The organism is Verrucosispora sp. WMMD573 (assembly GCF_027497175.1).
GTDB lineage: Bacteria > Actinomycetota > Actinomycetes > Mycobacteriales > Micromonosporaceae > Micromonospora.
Map to the genome: position 1 here is coordinate 994255 of NZ_CP114901.1, position 15800 is coordinate 1010054.

The window sequence follows — 15800 nt, forward strand, 5'->3', positions numbered from 1 at the left end:
GAGAATTCGGGCGGGGTCAAGCCCCGAGCGTACTCAAACGCCCCGGGGACCGTTACTGGATAGCCTGCCGGTCATGACCGGCCCCACCCAGGCCCTCTCCTTCGGCACCGCCGCCGCCCTATACGACCGCCGCCCGAAGCCGGTCGGGCTGCCCGGAAACCCCACTGCGACCACGCCGGAAACCACCGCAACCACCGCCGGAAAGCCCCACCGCAACCACAACGCCAGCCCCAAGCGTCAGAGGTTCCGCTCGTACACCATGCGCAACCCGATCAACGTGATCATCGGTTCGTGATGCGTGATCGTCCGGCATTCGTTCAGCACCAGCGAGGCCAGCCCGCCGGTCGCGATCACCGCCTTCAGCTCGCCCAGCTCGGCGGCCATCCGCTCCACGATCCGGTCCACCTGACCGGCGAAGCCGAAGTAGAGGCCCGCCTGTAGGCACTCGACGGTGTTCTTGCCGATCACCGAGCGGGGCCGGGTCGCCTCGACCTTGCGCAGCTGGGCGGCGCGGGCGGCGAGCGCGTCGAAGGAGATCTCGATGCCCGGGGCGAACGCACCGCCGAGGAACTCGCCTCGGCCGCTGATCACGTCGAAGTTGGTGGTGGTGCCGAAGTCGACGACGATGGACGGGCCGCCGTAGAGAGTGTACGCGGCCAGCGTGTTCACCACCCGGTCCGCGCCGACCTCCTTCGGATTGTCGATGGCGAGCTGCACCCCGGTACGTACGCCGGGCTCGACGATGACGCTCGGCAGCTCACTGTAGTAGCGGGTGAGCATGGTCCGCAGCGAGCGCAGGGCCGCCGGGACCGTCGAGCAGGCCGCTACCCCGGTGATCTCGACGGCGTCACCGGCGAGCAGCCCCCGGAACATCAGCCCCAGCTCGTCGGCGGTCGAGCGGGCGTCGGTCTTGATCCGCCAGGAGTGCACCAGCTTGTCGCCGTCAAAGGTCGCCAGCACGGTGTTGGTGTTCCCGATGTCGATGCAGAGCAGCACGCACGCAGCCTAGACGGGTTCACCCGGTGCGCAGGTCCAGGGCGATGTCCAGGATCGGTGAGGAGTGGGTGAGCGCGCCGACCGAGAGGTAGTCGACGCCGGTGGCGCCCACCGCCGCCGCGTCGGCGAGGGTCAGCCCGCCGGTCGCTTCCAACTCGGCCCGGTCGCCGACGGCGGCGACCACCTCGGCGAGCACGACCGGGGACATGTTGTCCAGCAGAAGAAAGTCGACGCCGGCCTCGACCGCCTCCATCGCCTCGGCGAGGGTGTCCACCTCCACCTGCACCGGCACGTCCGGGAACGCCTCCCGGACCCGCAGGTACGCGGCGGCGACGCCGCCCGCCGCGAGCTTGTGGTTGTCCTTGACCATGGCGACGTCGTGCAGGCCCATCCGCTTGTTCGTGCCGCCGCCGGCCCGGACCGCGTACTTCTCCAGGGTCCGCAGTCCCGGGGTGGTCTTGCGGGTGTCCAGGACCATCGCCTTGCTGCCGGCCAGCGCGTCCGCCCAGGCCCGGGTGTGGGTGGCCACCCCGGACATCCGGCTGAGCAGGTTGAGGGCGGTCCGCTCGGCGGTGAGCAGCACCCGGGTGGGGCCGGTCACCGTGGCCAGCACGTCCCCCCGCGCCACCCGCTCACCGTCGCGGGCCACTAGCGACACCTCGACGGCACGCCCGATCCCGGTGGCCTGCGCGGCCAGTTCGAACACGGCGGCGGCGACCGCCAGCCCGGCCACCACACCATCGGCGCGGGCCACCACGTCGGCGGTGTCCGTCTGGGTCGCCGGGATGGTGGCCACGCTGGTCACGTCGAGCCCGTCCGGGCCGAGATCCTCGATCAGCGCGTTCTCGACGATCCGGCGCACCTGGTCCGGGTCCAGCCCGGCTGCGCGCAGCAGCCGCACCGTCTCGCTGGTCATCGCGTCTCCTCCCACCGGGTGGTCAACCGTCCCTGTCCGCCGACGGCGCCGACCAGGTGGCCGTGCCACCGCTCGTCGGCCACCGGGAAGTCCTCCCGCCAGTGGCAACCCCGGGTCTCCCGGCGGGCGTACGCCGCAGCGACAAGCGTGGCGGCCACCGTGAGCAGGTTCGTCGCCTCCCAGTCCGCGGTACGCGGCGTGCCGCGAGCGGCGCCCAACTCGACAAGTTCGGCGGCGGTCGCGGTGAGTGTCGCGGCCGAGCGGAGCACGCCGGCGCCCCGGGTCATCGCCCGTTGCAACACCGGCGTCGCACCGGCGGGCAGCACCCAGCCGCCCTCGCCGTGCCACGCCCCGGTGTCCGCCGGGCGGGCCTGCTCGGGCAGACCGGCGGCGATGTCGTCGGCGATCCGTCGGGAGAAGACCAGCCCTTCCAGCAGCGAGTTGCTGGCCAGCCGGTTCGCGCCGTGCACACCGGTGCAGGCGACCTCGCCGCAGGCGTACAGACCGGGAATCGAGGTCCGGCCGTGCAGGTCGGTGCGGACCCCACCGGAGGCGTAGTGCGCGGCCGGCGCCACCGGGATCAGGTCGGTTCCCGGGTCGACGCCGATGGCCAGGCACGATGCGACGATCGTGGGAAACCGGCGGGCCAGGAAATCACCGCCGAGATGACGGGCGTCGAGGTGGACGTGGTCGGCACCGGTGGCCCGCAGCACCCGGTGGATGCCCTTGGCGACCACGTCCCGTGGCGCCAGTTCGGCAAGTTCGTGCTGGCCCAGCATGAAGCGTTTACCGTCGGCGTCCACCAGGTACGCGCCCTCGCCCCGCAACGCCTCGGAGACCAGCGGCTGCTGAGCGTGGCCGGCACCGGGCACCCGGGAGTGCTCCGGCACGATCAGCGCGGTCGGATGGAACTGCACGAACTCCACATCGGTGACCGCCGCACCGGCCCGCATGGCCAGGGCGACCCCGTCGCCGGTGGAGACCGCCGGGTTGGTGGTGGCCGCGAAGATCTGCCCCATGCCGCCGGTGGCCAGCACGACCGCGCGGGCCAGCAGGGCACCGACACCGTCCTCGCTGCCCTCGCCGAGCACGTGCAGCGTCATCCCGCACGCCGCGCCCAGCCCGCCCGGGCCGTCGCCGGGGGCCCGGAGCAGATCCAGCACCAGCGCGTGCTCGACGAGCCTGATCCACGGGTCGCGGCGTACCGCCTCGTGCAGCGCCCGCTGCACCTCCGCACCCGTCGCGTCGCCTCCCGCATGCACGATCCGGTCGGCGCGGTGCCCGCCCTCCCGGGTGAGCATCAACGAGCCGTCGGCGTTGCGGTCGAACTCGGCACCGAGGCGCATCAGTTCCCGCAGCCGGGTCGGCCCCTCCTCCACCAGTACGCGGACCGCCGCCGGGTCGCACAGGCCAACGCCGGCGATCTCGGTGTCGGAGGCGTGCATGGCCGGGGTGTCGGCGGGGTCGAGCACCGCGGCGATGCCGCCCTGCGCCCACCGGGTCGATCCCTCGTCGATGTCGACCTTGGTGACCACGGTGACGTGCAGGCCCGCCTCGCGCAGATGCAGCGCGGCGGTCAGCCCGGCCACCCCGGAGCCGACCACGATCACGTCGGTGGTCTCCACCCAGCCGGGCGCCGGGGCGGCCAGCCGGCTCGGCAGCGCCGGCAGGCCGACGGTCGGTAGGTCCATGCCCACAGTCAACCCGAATGGCTTTCGCCTCGTGTGGCGGGGGCGGGACGAGTGGTTCCGGCTACTTCGTCCGGACCGGAAGCTCAGCCGGGCCGGCCCCCTTGAGCGTCCCGGTCACCCGGCGGTCGCTGAGCCACAGGTAACAGCGGATCCCCCGGTCGCCCACCCGCCACCGACCGGCGCTGGGCGGACGCACCACCACGTCGGTACGGAAGGCCAGGTCCTCGTCGGCCGGCAGACCGGCGAAGCGGGCGAGGACCGAGCGGCAGCCCGTGTAGAAGGGCGCCCACTGCGCGCTGCGGGTCGGATACGCGCGGTCCGGGGCGGGCCAGACCCCGGCGAACTCGGCGTCGTGGCGCTCGGTGCACGGCACCGGAACCAGGGTCTGCACCACACCGCCACCGCCGGTGCGCGTCTGCTGACACCCCAGTCGCAGCGGCGACGTCGTCCGTAGCACGTCGCGCAGCGAGCCGGTCCGCAGCACGACCTTGGCACCCGCCTCCACCGTGTCTACCTCCATCAGGTCGCAGCGGTACCAGCGCGAACCGGCCGCCCAGCCCGGCCCGGACGGCACCGCGACCGCCAACCGGAGCCGCCCGGCCCGCCAGTTGTCACCGACGTAGCCGTTGGCCCGGTTGTCACACTCGGCGAAGGCGGTACGCAGTTCCGCCGAGCCGGTGGCCGGCGGTTCGTCCCGGGTGGGAAAGGCGCCGACGTGCACCGTCTCGACCCGGTGCGGCGCGGCGCAGTCCACCGGGGCGTACGCGCCCAGCGGCACCACCTCGGCGAAGTCGGCCTCGTGACAGACCCCGGCGACCGGGGTGAAGGGCCCGGGCGGCGGCAGGGCGGCCCAGTCGTCCACCAGGTTGCCGTCCAGCCCACCTGTCGACCCGCAACCGGCCAGCAACGCCGCCGCGATGAAGGCCGCGACCAGGGTCCTCGTCGCATGCTGCATGGCGCCGCCTCCCCCAGTCAGCGGCCGTCCCCCGACGGCGCCTTCAGGGTAACCAGAAATGACCTTCCGGTGACAGACCGGAATCGCGGCGCGATTGTCGCCGCCGGTCCGAAAGGCCCGCCCGCGCGACGGATCCCGGCCGCCGAGCGGACCCGCTACACCGACAGCGGGTTCGGCACCGGGGTGCCGGCGGTGCCGGGCGCGGCGGTCGACGGGTCGGCACCGAGGTCGACGACCCTGTTGTCCGCGTCCACGTGCACCACCCGGGGGCGGTACGTGCGAGCCTCGGCATCGTCCATCTGCCCGTACGAGATGAGGATGACCAGGTCACCCGGCTGCACCAGGCGGGCTGCGGCACCGTTGATGCCGATCACGCCGCTGCCCCGCCGGCCCGGGATGACGTACGTCTCCAGCCGGGCCCCGTTGGTGATGTCGACGATCGCCACCTGCTCACCTGGAAGCAGGTCGGCCGCGTCGAGCAGATCCTCGTCGACGGTCACCGAGCCGACGTAGTGCAGATCCGCCTGGGTCACCGTGGCCCTGTGGATCTTGGACTTGAGCATCGTGCGGAACATCGGGACGCCTTTCGCGGGTACGTGTGGTCAGGAAGCCGGGTCGAGTCGGATCGGAGCGTTGTCGATCAGTCGGGTGGTGCCCACCCAGGCCGCCACGAGCAGTCGGGCCGGGCCGCGCACCGGCCCGGGCTCCAGATCCGGATCGGTGAGCACCAGGTAGTCGAGCCGTGCTCCGGACTCGCCGGCACCGAAGGCGACGTGCGCGGCGGTCAGCACCGCCGCGGCGTCACGACCGACCGCGGCAGCCTCCGCGCCGGCCCGCAACGCCCGGGACAGGTTCAGCGCCACCGAGCGCTCGGCCGGCGAGAGGTAGCGGTTGCGGCTGGACAGGGCGAGGCCGTCCGGCTCCCGGACCGTGGGTACCCCGATCACCTCGACCGGCACGTCCAGGTCCCGGCACATCCGCCGGACCAGGGTCAACTGCTGGTAGTCCTTCTCACCGAAGAAGGTCAGGTCCGCGCGGGTGAGTTGGAGCAGCTTCAGCACCACGGTGAGCACACCGTGGAAGAAGCCGGGTCTGCTCGCCCCCTCCAGATCCTCACCGAGCGGCCCCGGATTGACCCGGACCGCCGGCTCGCCGCCGGGGTACATCTCCTCCAGGGAGGGAGCGAAGACCAGGTCGGCACCGGCCCGCCGGCAGACTTCAAGATCAGATTCGAGAGTACGCGGATAGCGGTCGAAGTCCTCGTTCGGCCCGAACTGCAGCGGATTCACGAAGATCGTCACGATAACGTGGTCGGCGCGTGCCCGGGCCTCCCGCAGCAGCGTCTCGTGCCCCTCGTGCAGCGCGCCCATGGTCATCACCACTCCCACCGTCCCGGTCCGGGCGGCTCGCGCCCTGGCCAGGTCGGCGCGGGTGTGCACCAGCTCCGTCACGTGATCCACCTCGCTCGACACCTGTCCCTCGCCGATGATCACGCCGCCACCCCGCTCCGGTGGTCGTCCAGGACGCCGAACAGTGACGCCGCGTCGCCCGGACGCAGCCGACCAGCCGCGACGGCCCGATCGGCGGTGCGGCGCGCCAGCACGAGGTAGGGCTCGACCGACTCTGGCGCGGTGGCGGCGAGCCGCGCCAGGTGCCGCCGCACCGTGCCGGCGTCGCCACGGGAGACCGGGCCGGTCAACGCGTCGTCACCGAGGCGCAACGCGTTCTCCAGCGCCGCGTGCAGCAACGGGGCGAGCACCTTCTCGGGCTGACCCACCCCGGCGTCACGCAGCCGGTCGGCCGCCTCGTTGACCAGGGTCACCAGGTGGTTGGCGCCGTGTGCCAGCGCCGCGTGGTACAGCGGTCGGTCCGCCTCGGCGATCCACTCGGGCACCCCGCCGAGGTCGACCACCAGCCGGGCCGCCAGCGGGCGCAGGTCGGCCGGCGCGGTCACCCCGTACGAGACGCCGGGCAGTCGGCCGAGGTCGTCGGGCGTACCGGCGAAGGTCATCGCGGGATGCAACGCCAGCGGACGGGCGCCAGCCGCGCTGGCCGGCGCCAGCACCGCCAGGCCGTGCGCCCCCGACGTGTGCGCGATCACCTGGCCGGGGCACAGCGCGCCGGCGGCAGCCAGACCGGTCACCACCTCGGCCAACGCGTCGTCCGGCACGGCGACCAGGAGCAGGTCGATGGCAGCCCGAGCGACCTCGGTGGCGGAGCGGCGCGGGACGGTCGGCAGCAGCAGTGCCAGGCGGGCCCGGGAGGCACCGGACGCCCCGCTGGCGGCGACCACCCGATGACCCGCAGCGGCCAGCGCGGCGCCCAGGGTGGCACCCACCCGCCCGGCGCCGAGGACGCCGACGGTGAGCACGGAAGTGGTGGCGACCTGGGCCGATGCCACGGTCGCGGGCCGCCGACGGGCGGCCGAGTCGGTGCGCAGCGGTGCGCTCATGTCACGATCCAGTCCTCGAGACGGGTACCGGTCGGGGCAAGTATGCGTCGCTGACGCGGATCTGAAACAAGGATGTGTGAAATCGTTCACCGGTGTGAGGAGGGCCCCATGTCGATGCGCTGGCGGGAGGCGATGCGGCAAGCGCTCTACGGACCCGCAGGCTTCTTCGTCTCCGGCACCGGACCCGCAGCCCATTTCCGGACCAGCGTCCACGCTTCCCCGATCTTCACCTCGGCGCTGCTCCGCCTGATCCACCAGCTCGACGCCACGCTGGGCTTCCCCGACCCGTTCGACGTGGTGGATGTAGGGGCGGGGCGGGGTGAACTCCTCAGCGCTCTCTCCGCGGCGGTCACCGTTGGGGTTTCCGGGGAGCCCGCCCGGACCACCACAGCCGCCGCCGGTACCACGCCGGCTGACACCTCATCCGGATCCGTCGAGTCGTTGCCGTCCGCGCCGGTTCCGCTGGCTCGGCGGGTACGGTTCACCGCCGTCGAACTCGCCCCGCGCCCTGCCGATCTCCCAGACCAGATCGCCTGGACGAACGAGACCCCCACCGCCATCACCGGCCTGCTGCTGGCCACCGAGTGGCTCGACAACGTCCCCCTCGACCTCGCCACCCGCACCGACCACAACTGGCACTACCTCCTCGTCGACCCCACCACCGGCACCGAAACGACAGGCGAACCGATCAGTCGAGACGACACAGACTGGCTGACCACTTGGTGGCCCTCCCAGACCCACCAGCCCCCCGGCACGCAGAATCCCACCGACGACCCGAACCTCCCTCCGCACACCGAAACGGACGGTTCGGGCCCGACCACGTCGCGTTTCCGGGCAGCCCGGCCGGCGCAGGGATCAAGCCTGACCGCCCGGAGCCGGCCGGGCTGCCCGGAAACCCCCACGGACGGCACGCCCACAGAGCGCACTCCCACGGACCGCATACCGCCAATGGGGCGGGCGGAGATCGGGCGGACCAGGGACGAGGCATGGGCTGACGCCCTGAGGCGCGTCGACCGGGGGCTGGCGTTGGCGGTGGACTATGGACACCTGCGTGCGGAGCGGCCGATCGACGGGACGCTCACCGGGTACCGGGCTGGGCGGCAGGTGCCGCCGGTGCCGGACGGCTCCTGCGACGTCACCGCACACGTCGCCATGGACTCGGTCGCCTCCTCCGGTGCGCGGGTCGCCCGGTGCGCGTACGTGCTGACCTCGCAGCGGGAGGCGTTGCGAGCGCTCGGGGCCGACGGCGGACGACCGGCGTTGAGCCTGGCCTCCAGCGACCCGGCCGGCTACCTGCGGGCGCTGGCCACCGCGTCGGCGGCGGCCGAGTTGACCGACCCGGCCGGCCTCGGCGGCCACTGGTGGCTGTGGCAGCCGGTGGGACTGCGCGCCGATCAGCTGCCGTCTCTCGCGGCCCTGACCGACGGTGCCGACGGGCGGCGCGGCTGATGGGCGACCACCGCCAGTCCCGGCGGTTCATGGCACGATGGCGGGCATGACCACGGGAGAGCTGCGCGAGCTGACCGTTGGCACCGGCGCCGGGCTGGTGGCCGGCACCGGCGGCGAGCAGCTCGGCGCGGACATGGTGCTGAACATCGGACCGCAGCACCCCTCCACGCACGGCGTGCTACGACTCAAGCTCGTGCTCGACGGCGAGCGGGTGCTCGCCGCCGAACCGGTCGTCGGTTACATGCACCGGGGTGCCGAGAAGCTGTTCGAGGTACGCGATTACCGGCAGATCATCGTGCTGGCCAACCGGCACGACTGGCTCTCGGCGTTCGCCAACGAGCTGGGCGTGGTGCTCGCGGTGGAACGGCTGATGGGCATGGAGGTGCCCGAGCGGGCCACCTGGCTGCGGATGGCGCTCGCCGAGTTGAACCGGGTACTCAACCACCTGATGTTCCTCGGTTCGTATCCACTCGAGATCGGGGCGATCACTCCGATGTTCTACGCCTTCCGAGAACGGGAGACGCTCCAGACGGTGCTGGAGGAGGTCTCCGGCGGGCGGATCCACTACATGTTCAACCGGGTCGGCGGCCTGAAGGAGGAGGTGCCGGCCGGCTGGACCGGACGGGCCCGGGTCGCCATCGGTGAGGTACGCCGCCGGATGCCGGACCTGGACAACCTGATCCGCAGGAACGAGATCTTCCTGGCCCGTACCGTCGGCGTGGGGGTGCTGTCGGCGGCCGACGCGGCGGCGTTCGGTGCCTCCGGTCCGGTCGCCCGGGCCTCCGGGCTCGACCTGGACCTGCGCCGGGACGAGCCGTATCTGGCCTACGACCAGCTCGACGTGCCGGTGGTGACGAAGACGGCCGGCGACTGCCACGCCCGCTTCGAGGTGCTGCTCGACCAGGTTTACACCTCGCTCGATCTGGCGGAGCAGTGCCTGGACCGGGTCGACCGGCTCACCGGACCGATCAACACCAGGCTGCCGAAGGTGCTCAAGGCACCGGAGGGACACACCTACGCCTGGACGGAGAACCCACTCGGCATCAACGGGTACTACCTGGTCTCCCGGGGCGAGAAGACGCCGTGGCGACTCAAGTTGCGTACCGCCTCGTACGCCAACGTGCAGGCCCTGGCCACCCTGCTGCCCGGCTGTCTGGTGCCGGATCTGATCGCCATCCTCGGCTCGATGTTCTTCGTGGTCGGCGACATCGACAAGTGACGGCCCCTTCCCGGCGCCACCGACGGGTGGCGGCGAGTCCCGGGGTCAGCGCCAGCGGCCAGCGCCGCTCTCGTACGCGGCCGGGCCGTGGTCGGGCTCCTCCACGCGGTGCCGGCGGCCGTACTGCTCCCCGCCCGCACGCGGTGCGCGCGGGGGTTCGGGCTGGTACCCGTACGCCGGCTCGGGCTGGTAGCCGCTCGCTTGCTCAGGCTGGTGACCGCGCTGACGGGGCGGTCGCCACTCCTGCGGCACCGGCACCCCACCGGCGGGAAGCGCCGGACGGCTCGCCGGCTCACCCCAGCCGTCCCGCCACGCGTCGTCGCTCGCCGCCTCCCGGCGTGACTCGTCGCGACGGACGCTCGCCCAGCGGTCCTCCATCCGGTATTCGGTGCCGGCCGGATCGGCGTGCAGCTCGGCCCGGCGCTCGCCGACGCGCAGCTCGCGGCCCCGGTCGTCGTCGCGTACCGCCGCCCACCGGTCCCCGGCCCGCAACTGCGCCCAGTACTCCCCGGTGTCGTCCGCCCGGTGTCCCCGGGCCGTCGGCACCGGGTCGGCAGGGGTCTCCCAGTGCTGGTCACCCGCGTCCCAGCCCCGGTCATCGCGCGGGCCCCAGTCGCCGCCGTCCCGGTCCGCCGCGGGCGCGTGCGGATAGCCGGAGCCGCCGTCGCGGGCGGTGGACCAGTCGTCGTGTGCGGCGGACCAGCGACCCTGCTCCTGCGGTGGGGACCAGGAGCGTTCATCGTCGTGGGGCGAACCGGACCAGGGGCGCTCCTCCTCCTGGGCCGCCCCGGACCACGAACGTCCGTCCTGCCGCTCCGCACCGGACCAGCGGCGGCCGTCGTCCCGGCGGGAACGGTCCTCGCCGTCGGACCACGAGTGGTCGTCCCGGTCACTGCCGCGCCCCTGCCCGTGCTCCCCGGGCTGCCCTCCCGACCACGCCGACGCGTATCCGCCATACCGGCCGCCGGACTCGCCCACGATGGTGTGCCGGGTGGTCACATGCACCGTCTCGGTGTGCCGGACCACCCCGAGCGGCCTCCGCCCCGCCTCGTCCGGTCGGCTGTCCTGTTCCGGACGGGTCGGCGAACCGTAGACACCGGCTGAGCCGCTGGCCGGTCGATCGTTGCCGGGCCGGGAACGTTCCCCGCCGTACCCACCGACCGGGCCGTGACCGGGCTGGGCGGCGCCATAGACCCCGGCCTGCGCGGCCGGTCGTTCGGGCTGCCGTGGCGGGGCCTCCGGGGTCTGCACCCGGGCCCGCCCGGGGCCGGACGGCTCGTCGTTCGTCACCGTCTCGGCGCCACCCGCGTCGATCCGCCGACGCACCCCGGCCAACGCCTCGTGCACCCGCTGGACCTCGTCGAGCGCCTGGTTGCCGCGCTGGGCGGCAGCGACGATCTCACCGCGTAACTCCCGCCGCAGCCCGTCGACCTCCGCCCGAAGTTCCTCGGCGTGCTGTCCGCCGCCGTCGACACGCAGCGTGATGGAGAGCCCGATCAGCACCACGGCCAGGATGGCCAGCACCGCGGCGAACCGAAGGGGCCCGTTGCCGTCAGCGACCAACAGGATCAGCACCGCGACGGGAGCCAGGGCCACACCGCCCCAGAAGAGCACGGTGAGCAGCTTGCGCGTATCGGCGGGCACCGGGGCGGGCATGGGTCCGCAGCCTACCGAGAGTTGCGTCACGTGGGAACGGCTTGACGGCAGGTCTCCGTTGCGAGAACCGCCGAGCGGTAGACGCCGGCAAACGGTAAGGCGCCCCGGCCGACTCGGCCGGGGCGCCATCGCGGGTGGCGCGGCTGCTCAGTTCTGCGCGTACGCCGCGTCGGTCGAGAAGACCAGGCCGACGCTGATCGTGCCGTTGCGCAGGCCCGTCTTGGTCAGCGGGCCGCCGCCGTCGAGCGAGGAGAACGACCCGACCGTCAACCCGTAGGTCTGCTCCAGGCCGGGCTTGCAGAACGGGCGCTCCTGGCACTCCGGCGGGCCACCCAGCACCGTCGCCGTACCCGAGCACTTCTCGGCCAGCTCGGAGAGGGTCCGCACGCCGTACTTCTCGGAGAACTCCTGGGTCACCGCGAAGGCGTTCTGGGTCTGAGCCGCTGCCGGCGCGCCGAAGGTCAGACCCACCTTCTCGCCCAGGTCGCGCAGCGCGGTGACGGTCTTCTCGACGTCCGGCGAGGAGACCGGCTGGCCACCGCTGTTCACCTTGCCGTTGAGGAACTCGGCGAGGGTGGCCGCGTACTCGGGGACGACCTGGATCTCGCCCTTCTCCAGCGCCGGCTCGTACAACTCCCGGTTACCGATCTGCTGCACGGTGACCTGGTAGCCCGCGGCGGCCAGCTGGATCTTGTAGAGCTCGGCGATGATCTCGCTCTCGGTGAAGTTGCCCGCCCCCACCGTGATCTGCCCGCCCGGTCCCTGCTCCACACCGTCGGTCAGCGAGTTGGCGTCGGCGAACTCCTTGGCCGCAGCCTGGGCGCTCTTGCGGTCCACGTCGACCGCCTTGTTGAGCTGTACCAGCTTCGGCGTGTCGAGCGCTGCGGAGACCTTGTCGAGCGCGGCGATCAGCTGCGGGGTCGCCACCTCGCTGTTGACCGCCGGAATGATGTTGTCGGCGTTCTGCAGTGACTTGTCGTCTTCGAGTGCGATCAACTGCTCACCGGCCACCGGCGCACAACCCTCGCCCGAGGCACCCTGCTCGGGCGCATCGGTGCCGGACGAACCGGCGTCGCCGCAACCCGCCAGGACCACCGCCGCCGCGACAGCCCCCACGACCGCGATGGACAGTCTTCTACCTGCGCGCATCAGCCCGCCTTCCGTGTCCCGGCGCGGCCCGTTCGGGCCGGCCGCGTGTCCGACGGGCGTCCGCCCTCCGGCCGCCCGCGTTACCACCCAACATCCTGATGCCACCCCCCGACAACCCGAGGAGGCGTTCGTCACCGGAACGTCACCCATTGGGGTCATCGGGCGCGGGCCGGCAGCTCCACCGACAGCGTCGATCGCCCGTCCGGCACGGTGGGCCCAATGTTCCGTGCCGTGCTCTTCGAACGTGGATTCTCCTGGTCAGGAGCCGGCGACGGCGTCCGCCGCGCGTCGCCCGGCACGACGCCGGGCGCGGCGCAGCGGGCGGGGAGTGACCAGCCGTTCGACAAACGCGAAGAGCAGTTCGACGCTGACCGCGAGCCCGGCGACCAGTAGCCCGCCGGCCAGGATCTGGCCACCACCGACCGCGATGCTCAGGCCGAAACCGAACCGGATGATCTCGCCCAGGCCACCCCCGTTGACGAAGGTCGCGAGCGCTGCGGTGGCGACCACCTGGACGGCGGCGGTGCGAAACCCGGCCGCGAGGTAGGGCACCGCGAGCGGCAGTTCCACCCGACGTAACACCTGCGCTCCGGTCATGCCCATGCCACGGGCCGCCTCCCGGGTCTGCGGATCGACCTGCCGCACCCCCGTGTACGCGTTCGCCAACAGCGGCGGCACGGCGAACACGGCCAGCGCCACCACCACCGCCGGCCGGCCGAAGCCGAGGAAGGTCAGCGGGAGGATGGTGAGCAGGGCCAGCGTGGGCACCGCCAGGGTCAGGTTGGAGACGAGTACCACCAGCCCGCCGCCCCGGCCGGTGTGTCCCAGCCACAGACCCAGCGGCCAGGCCACCAGGCAGCCGACCAGCACCGCGGCGGCCGAGATGCTTACGTGCTCGCCGAGCCGGTCCAGGATGCCGCCCGGGTTCGTCCAGTTCAGCGGGTCGTTGAGCCAGACCACCGCCTGGGACACCGGATTCGTCGCGGCGCTCATCCGGTGCGCCCGCGAAGCCATGGGGTGAGCAGCCGACCGGCCCCCACCAGAAGCAGGTCGAGCACCAGCGCCAGCAGGACGCAGAGCAGCGTGCCGGTCATGATCTGGGCCTTGTAGAGGTTGTTCTGGAAACCGGCGAAGATGATCTGCCCGAGCCCGCCCCGCCCGATCACCACACCGACGGTCACCAGGGCGACCGTGGACACCGTGGCCAACCGCAGCCCGGTCAGGATGCCGGGTAGGGCGAGCGGCAACTCGATCCGCCACAGTCGTCCCCAGCGGCCGTAACCCATGCCCTCGGCCGCCTCGCGGACCTCCGCCGGCACCTGGTTGAGCCCGGCCACGGTGTTACGGACGATCACCAGCAGCGCGTACAGCACCACCACGCTCAGCACGGTCGCGACGCCGATGCCCAGATAGGGTGCGACGAATGCGAACAGGGCCAGGGAGGGAACCGTGTAGAGCACCCCGGTCAGTGCGAGAATCGGCCCGGTGAGCGGCCGGAACCAGTAAGCCACCACCGCCAGCGGGACGGCGATCAACGCGGCGATGAGCACCGCCCGGAGGGTCAGCGTGGTGTGCTCACGCAGGGCGTTGAGCACCGTTTCGGAGTTGTCCCGCACGTACTGCCAGGAGAACCACGGGTTACCCGGATCAGCCCGGTAGCTCAGGCGGAAGGACATACGTGGAACTTACCCCGGGAGCCGAGGGTGATCGACGTGCCGCGTCGATCACCCTCGACGGCATCGGCAAGCGCTACCTGGATGGCACCGAGGCGGTGCGGGAGCTCAGCCTGCATGTCGACGAGGGCGAACTGGTCGTGCTGATCGGCCCGTCCGGCTGTGGCAAGTCGACCGTGCTGCGGATGATCAACCGGCTGATCGAGCCAACCGCCGGCCGGATACTGCTCGGCGGCTCCGACGTCACCCGGGTCGACCCGGTGAAACTGCGCCGCAAGATCGGCTACGTCATCCAGAACGTCGGGCTCTTCCCGCATCAGACGGTGGCCGCCAACGTCGCCACCGTGCCCAGGCTGCTCGGCTGGGCCACCGGCTCCGTCAAGCGCCGGGTCGAGGAACTGCTGGAACTTGTCGGTCTCGATCCGGCCCAGTTCGGCCGCCGTTACCCCCACGAACTCTCCGGCGGCCAGCGGCAGCGGGTCGGCGTGGCCCGGGCCCTCGCCGCCGACCCGGTGGTGCTGCTGATGGACGAGCCCTTCTCCGCCGTGGACCCGATCGTGCGTACCCGGCTTCAGGAGGAGTTCCTGCGGTTACAGGCGGAGGTACGCAAGACCATCGTCCTGGTCACCCATGACCTGGACGAGGCCGTCCGGCTCGGTGACCGGATCGCGGTGCTCTCCGAGGGCGGCCGGTTGGAGCAGTACGACAACCCGGCGACGCTGCTCGGCGCTCCCGCCACCGGTTTCGTCCGCGAGTTCGTCGGGGCCGACCGTGGCATCCGCCGGCTGGCCGTCACCCCGGTGACCCGGGAGGTGCTCGGTCCGCTGCCGGTCGACGGCGGTGCGGGCCTGCCGGCGGTGCCGCTGGGCGGGTCGGCGTACGACGCACTGGCCTTGCTGCTCACTTCCGCCGGCGGCCAGGCCGTGGTCACCGAGGACGGGCAACCGGTCGGGACGCTCAGCCGGGAACGCATCCTGACACTGACGGAGCCGGCCGGCTGAGTGCCACGTCGGCGTCGCCGGCCGACCGGTGGGCGGCGCGGGGTCTGACGTCAGGCACCGAAGGTCGGCCGGGTCCGTCGGCATGACGGACCCGGCCGTACGGTCAGCGCCGGCCCCGGTACCCGCCCAGGGTGGCGATGCCGATGATCCAGCCGACGAAAAGGCCGTACTCCGCGCCGTCCCCCGCGGCCTGGAAGGCGCCCAACAGCGACGGGTTGGTCCGGATCAGCGTGGTGAACAGGGCCGCGAAGGCCCCGGCGAAGACGAACGCCGCCCAGCCGGCGAAGAACTGGCTGATGGTGCCCCGGGCACGGGCGAGCTGGGAGCCCGGCAGCAGGTAGAGGAAGAGGAAGGTGAGGACGACCACGAGGATCGCCCTCAGGTCGTCGGCGAAGATCTCCTGGATGGAGTCGGAGGAGTCGAATCGCCAGGCCGGCCAGGCGAGCAGTCTGAGGAACCACCCGCCGGCGCTGTCCGGATCGGTGTTGTCCCTGGCCCAGTCGACGTACCAGGGACTACCGAAGACCAGGACCAGGATGAGCGCGGCGAGCGTGCCGGCGCCCGGTGCGGACTTGTAACGATTGGTGAGAGCCATGGCCCCGCTATTTCCCAGCGGATCGACGCAGGCAAACGTGAGGCGTCA

General features: G+C 72.2%; 15 protein-coding genes and 1 pseudogene. 4 read left to right on the plus strand and 12 right to left on the minus strand.

The annotated features are described in order from the left end of the window. Window positions 1-73: 73 nt before the first annotated feature. Window positions 74-295, plus strand: coding sequence for a hypothetical protein (locus O7601_RS04650; RefSeq protein ID WP_281565026.1), 222 nt, complete (start codon window positions 74-76; stop codon window positions 293-295). Here O7601_RS04650 and O7601_RS04655 read toward each other — a convergent pair. The 7 genes from O7601_RS04655 to O7601_RS04685 all read right to left on the minus strand — a co-directional run bounded on the left by O7601_RS04655 (window position 238) and on the right by O7601_RS04685 (window position 7010). Next, the gene (locus O7601_RS04655; protein ID WP_281565027.1) at window positions 238-996 is read right to left on the minus strand and encodes a type III pantothenate kinase; all 759 of its coding nucleotides are present in this window, start codon (window positions 994-996) and stop codon (window positions 238-240) included. The genes O7601_RS04650 and O7601_RS04655 overlap by 58 nt on opposite strands. Window positions 997-1015: 19 nt before the next feature. Next, entirely contained in the window at window positions 1016-1912 is an 897-nt protein-coding gene (gene nadC, locus O7601_RS04660; RefSeq protein WP_281565028.1) for a carboxylating nicotinate-nucleotide diphosphorylase, read from the minus strand. Further along, on the minus strand, window positions 1909-3603 hold the full coding sequence (locus tag O7601_RS04665; RefSeq protein ID WP_281565029.1) for an L-aspartate oxidase: 1695 nt from the start codon (window positions 3601-3603) through the stop codon (window positions 1909-1911). Before O7601_RS04665 ends, nadC begins: the two co-directional genes overlap by 4 nt. A 61-nt stretch (window positions 3604-3664) precedes the next feature. Further along, the gene (locus O7601_RS04670) at window positions 3665-4558 is read right to left on the minus strand and encodes a septum formation family protein (RefSeq protein WP_281565030.1); all 894 of its coding nucleotides are present in this window, start codon (window positions 4556-4558) and stop codon (window positions 3665-3667) included. 155 nt (window positions 4559-4713) lie between these two features. Beyond that, window positions 4714-5133 (minus strand): aspartate 1-decarboxylase, encoded by a 420-nt coding sequence (panD, locus tag O7601_RS04675; RefSeq protein WP_281565031.1) that lies wholly within the window; start codon window positions 5131-5133, stop codon window positions 4714-4716. A 27-nt stretch (window positions 5134-5160) separates the two neighbouring features. Further along, the gene (gene panC, locus O7601_RS04680) at window positions 5161-6009 is read right to left on the minus strand and encodes a pantoate--beta-alanine ligase (protein WP_281566793.1); all 849 of its coding nucleotides are present in this window, start codon (window positions 6007-6009) and stop codon (window positions 5161-5163) included. 38 nt (window positions 6010-6047) lie between these two features. Next, on the minus strand, window positions 6048-7010 hold the full coding sequence (locus tag O7601_RS04685) for a Rossmann-like and DUF2520 domain-containing protein (protein WP_281565032.1): 963 nt from the start codon (window positions 7008-7010) through the stop codon (window positions 6048-6050). A 108-nt stretch (window positions 7011-7118) separates the two neighbouring features. Between O7601_RS04685 and O7601_RS04690 the strand changes: the two genes are divergently transcribed. Together O7601_RS04690 and O7601_RS04695 are read left to right on the plus strand one after the other, a co-directional pair. Then, window positions 7119-8459 (plus strand): SAM-dependent methyltransferase, encoded by a 1341-nt coding sequence (locus O7601_RS04690; RefSeq protein ID WP_281565033.1) that lies wholly within the window; start codon window positions 7119-7121, stop codon window positions 8457-8459. 37 nt (window positions 8460-8496) lie between these two features. Then, window positions 8497-9678 (plus strand): NADH-quinone oxidoreductase subunit D, encoded by a 1182-nt coding sequence (locus tag O7601_RS04695; RefSeq protein WP_281565034.1) that lies wholly within the window; start codon window positions 8497-8499, stop codon window positions 9676-9678. A 45-nt stretch (window positions 9679-9723) separates the two neighbouring features. Here O7601_RS04695 and O7601_RS04700 read toward each other — a convergent pair whose 3' ends face one another. The 4 genes and pseudogenes from O7601_RS04700 to O7601_RS04715 form a co-directional block, all read right to left on the minus strand. Beyond that, a complete protein-coding gene (locus O7601_RS04700) occupies window positions 9724-11334 on the minus strand; it encodes a hypothetical protein (RefSeq protein ID WP_281565035.1) in 1611 nt (536 codons plus the stop codon). A 147-nt stretch (window positions 11335-11481) separates the two neighbouring features. Next, window positions 11482-12633, minus strand: a pseudogene (locus tag O7601_RS04705) (glycine betaine ABC transporter substrate-binding protein). Between the two features lie 108 nt (window positions 12634-12741). Further along, the gene (locus O7601_RS04710) at window positions 12742-13476 is read right to left on the minus strand and encodes an ABC transporter permease (RefSeq protein ID WP_281565037.1); all 735 of its coding nucleotides are present in this window, start codon (window positions 13474-13476) and stop codon (window positions 12742-12744) included. Beyond that, window positions 13473-14159, minus strand: a complete 687-nt coding sequence (locus O7601_RS04715; RefSeq protein ID WP_281565038.1) for an ABC transporter permease — start codon at window positions 14157-14159, stop codon at window positions 13473-13475. Before O7601_RS04715 ends, O7601_RS04710 begins: the two co-directional genes overlap by 4 nt. A 2-nt stretch (window positions 14160-14161) precedes the next feature. Here O7601_RS04715 and O7601_RS04720 point away from each other — a divergent pair, with 2 nt between their 5' ends. Next, window positions 14162-15157: an ABC transporter ATP-binding protein gene (locus tag O7601_RS04720; protein ID WP_281565039.1), complete on the plus strand. Its 996-nt coding sequence runs from the start codon at window positions 14162-14164 to the stop codon at window positions 15155-15157. A 103-nt stretch (window positions 15158-15260) separates the two neighbouring features. Here the strand turns inward: O7601_RS04720 and O7601_RS04725 are convergent, their stop codons facing one another. Then, window positions 15261-15752: a hypothetical protein gene (locus O7601_RS04725; RefSeq protein ID WP_093409853.1), complete on the minus strand. Its 492-nt coding sequence runs from the start codon at window positions 15750-15752 to the stop codon at window positions 15261-15263. Between the last annotated feature and the right edge of the window lie 48 nt (window positions 15753-15800).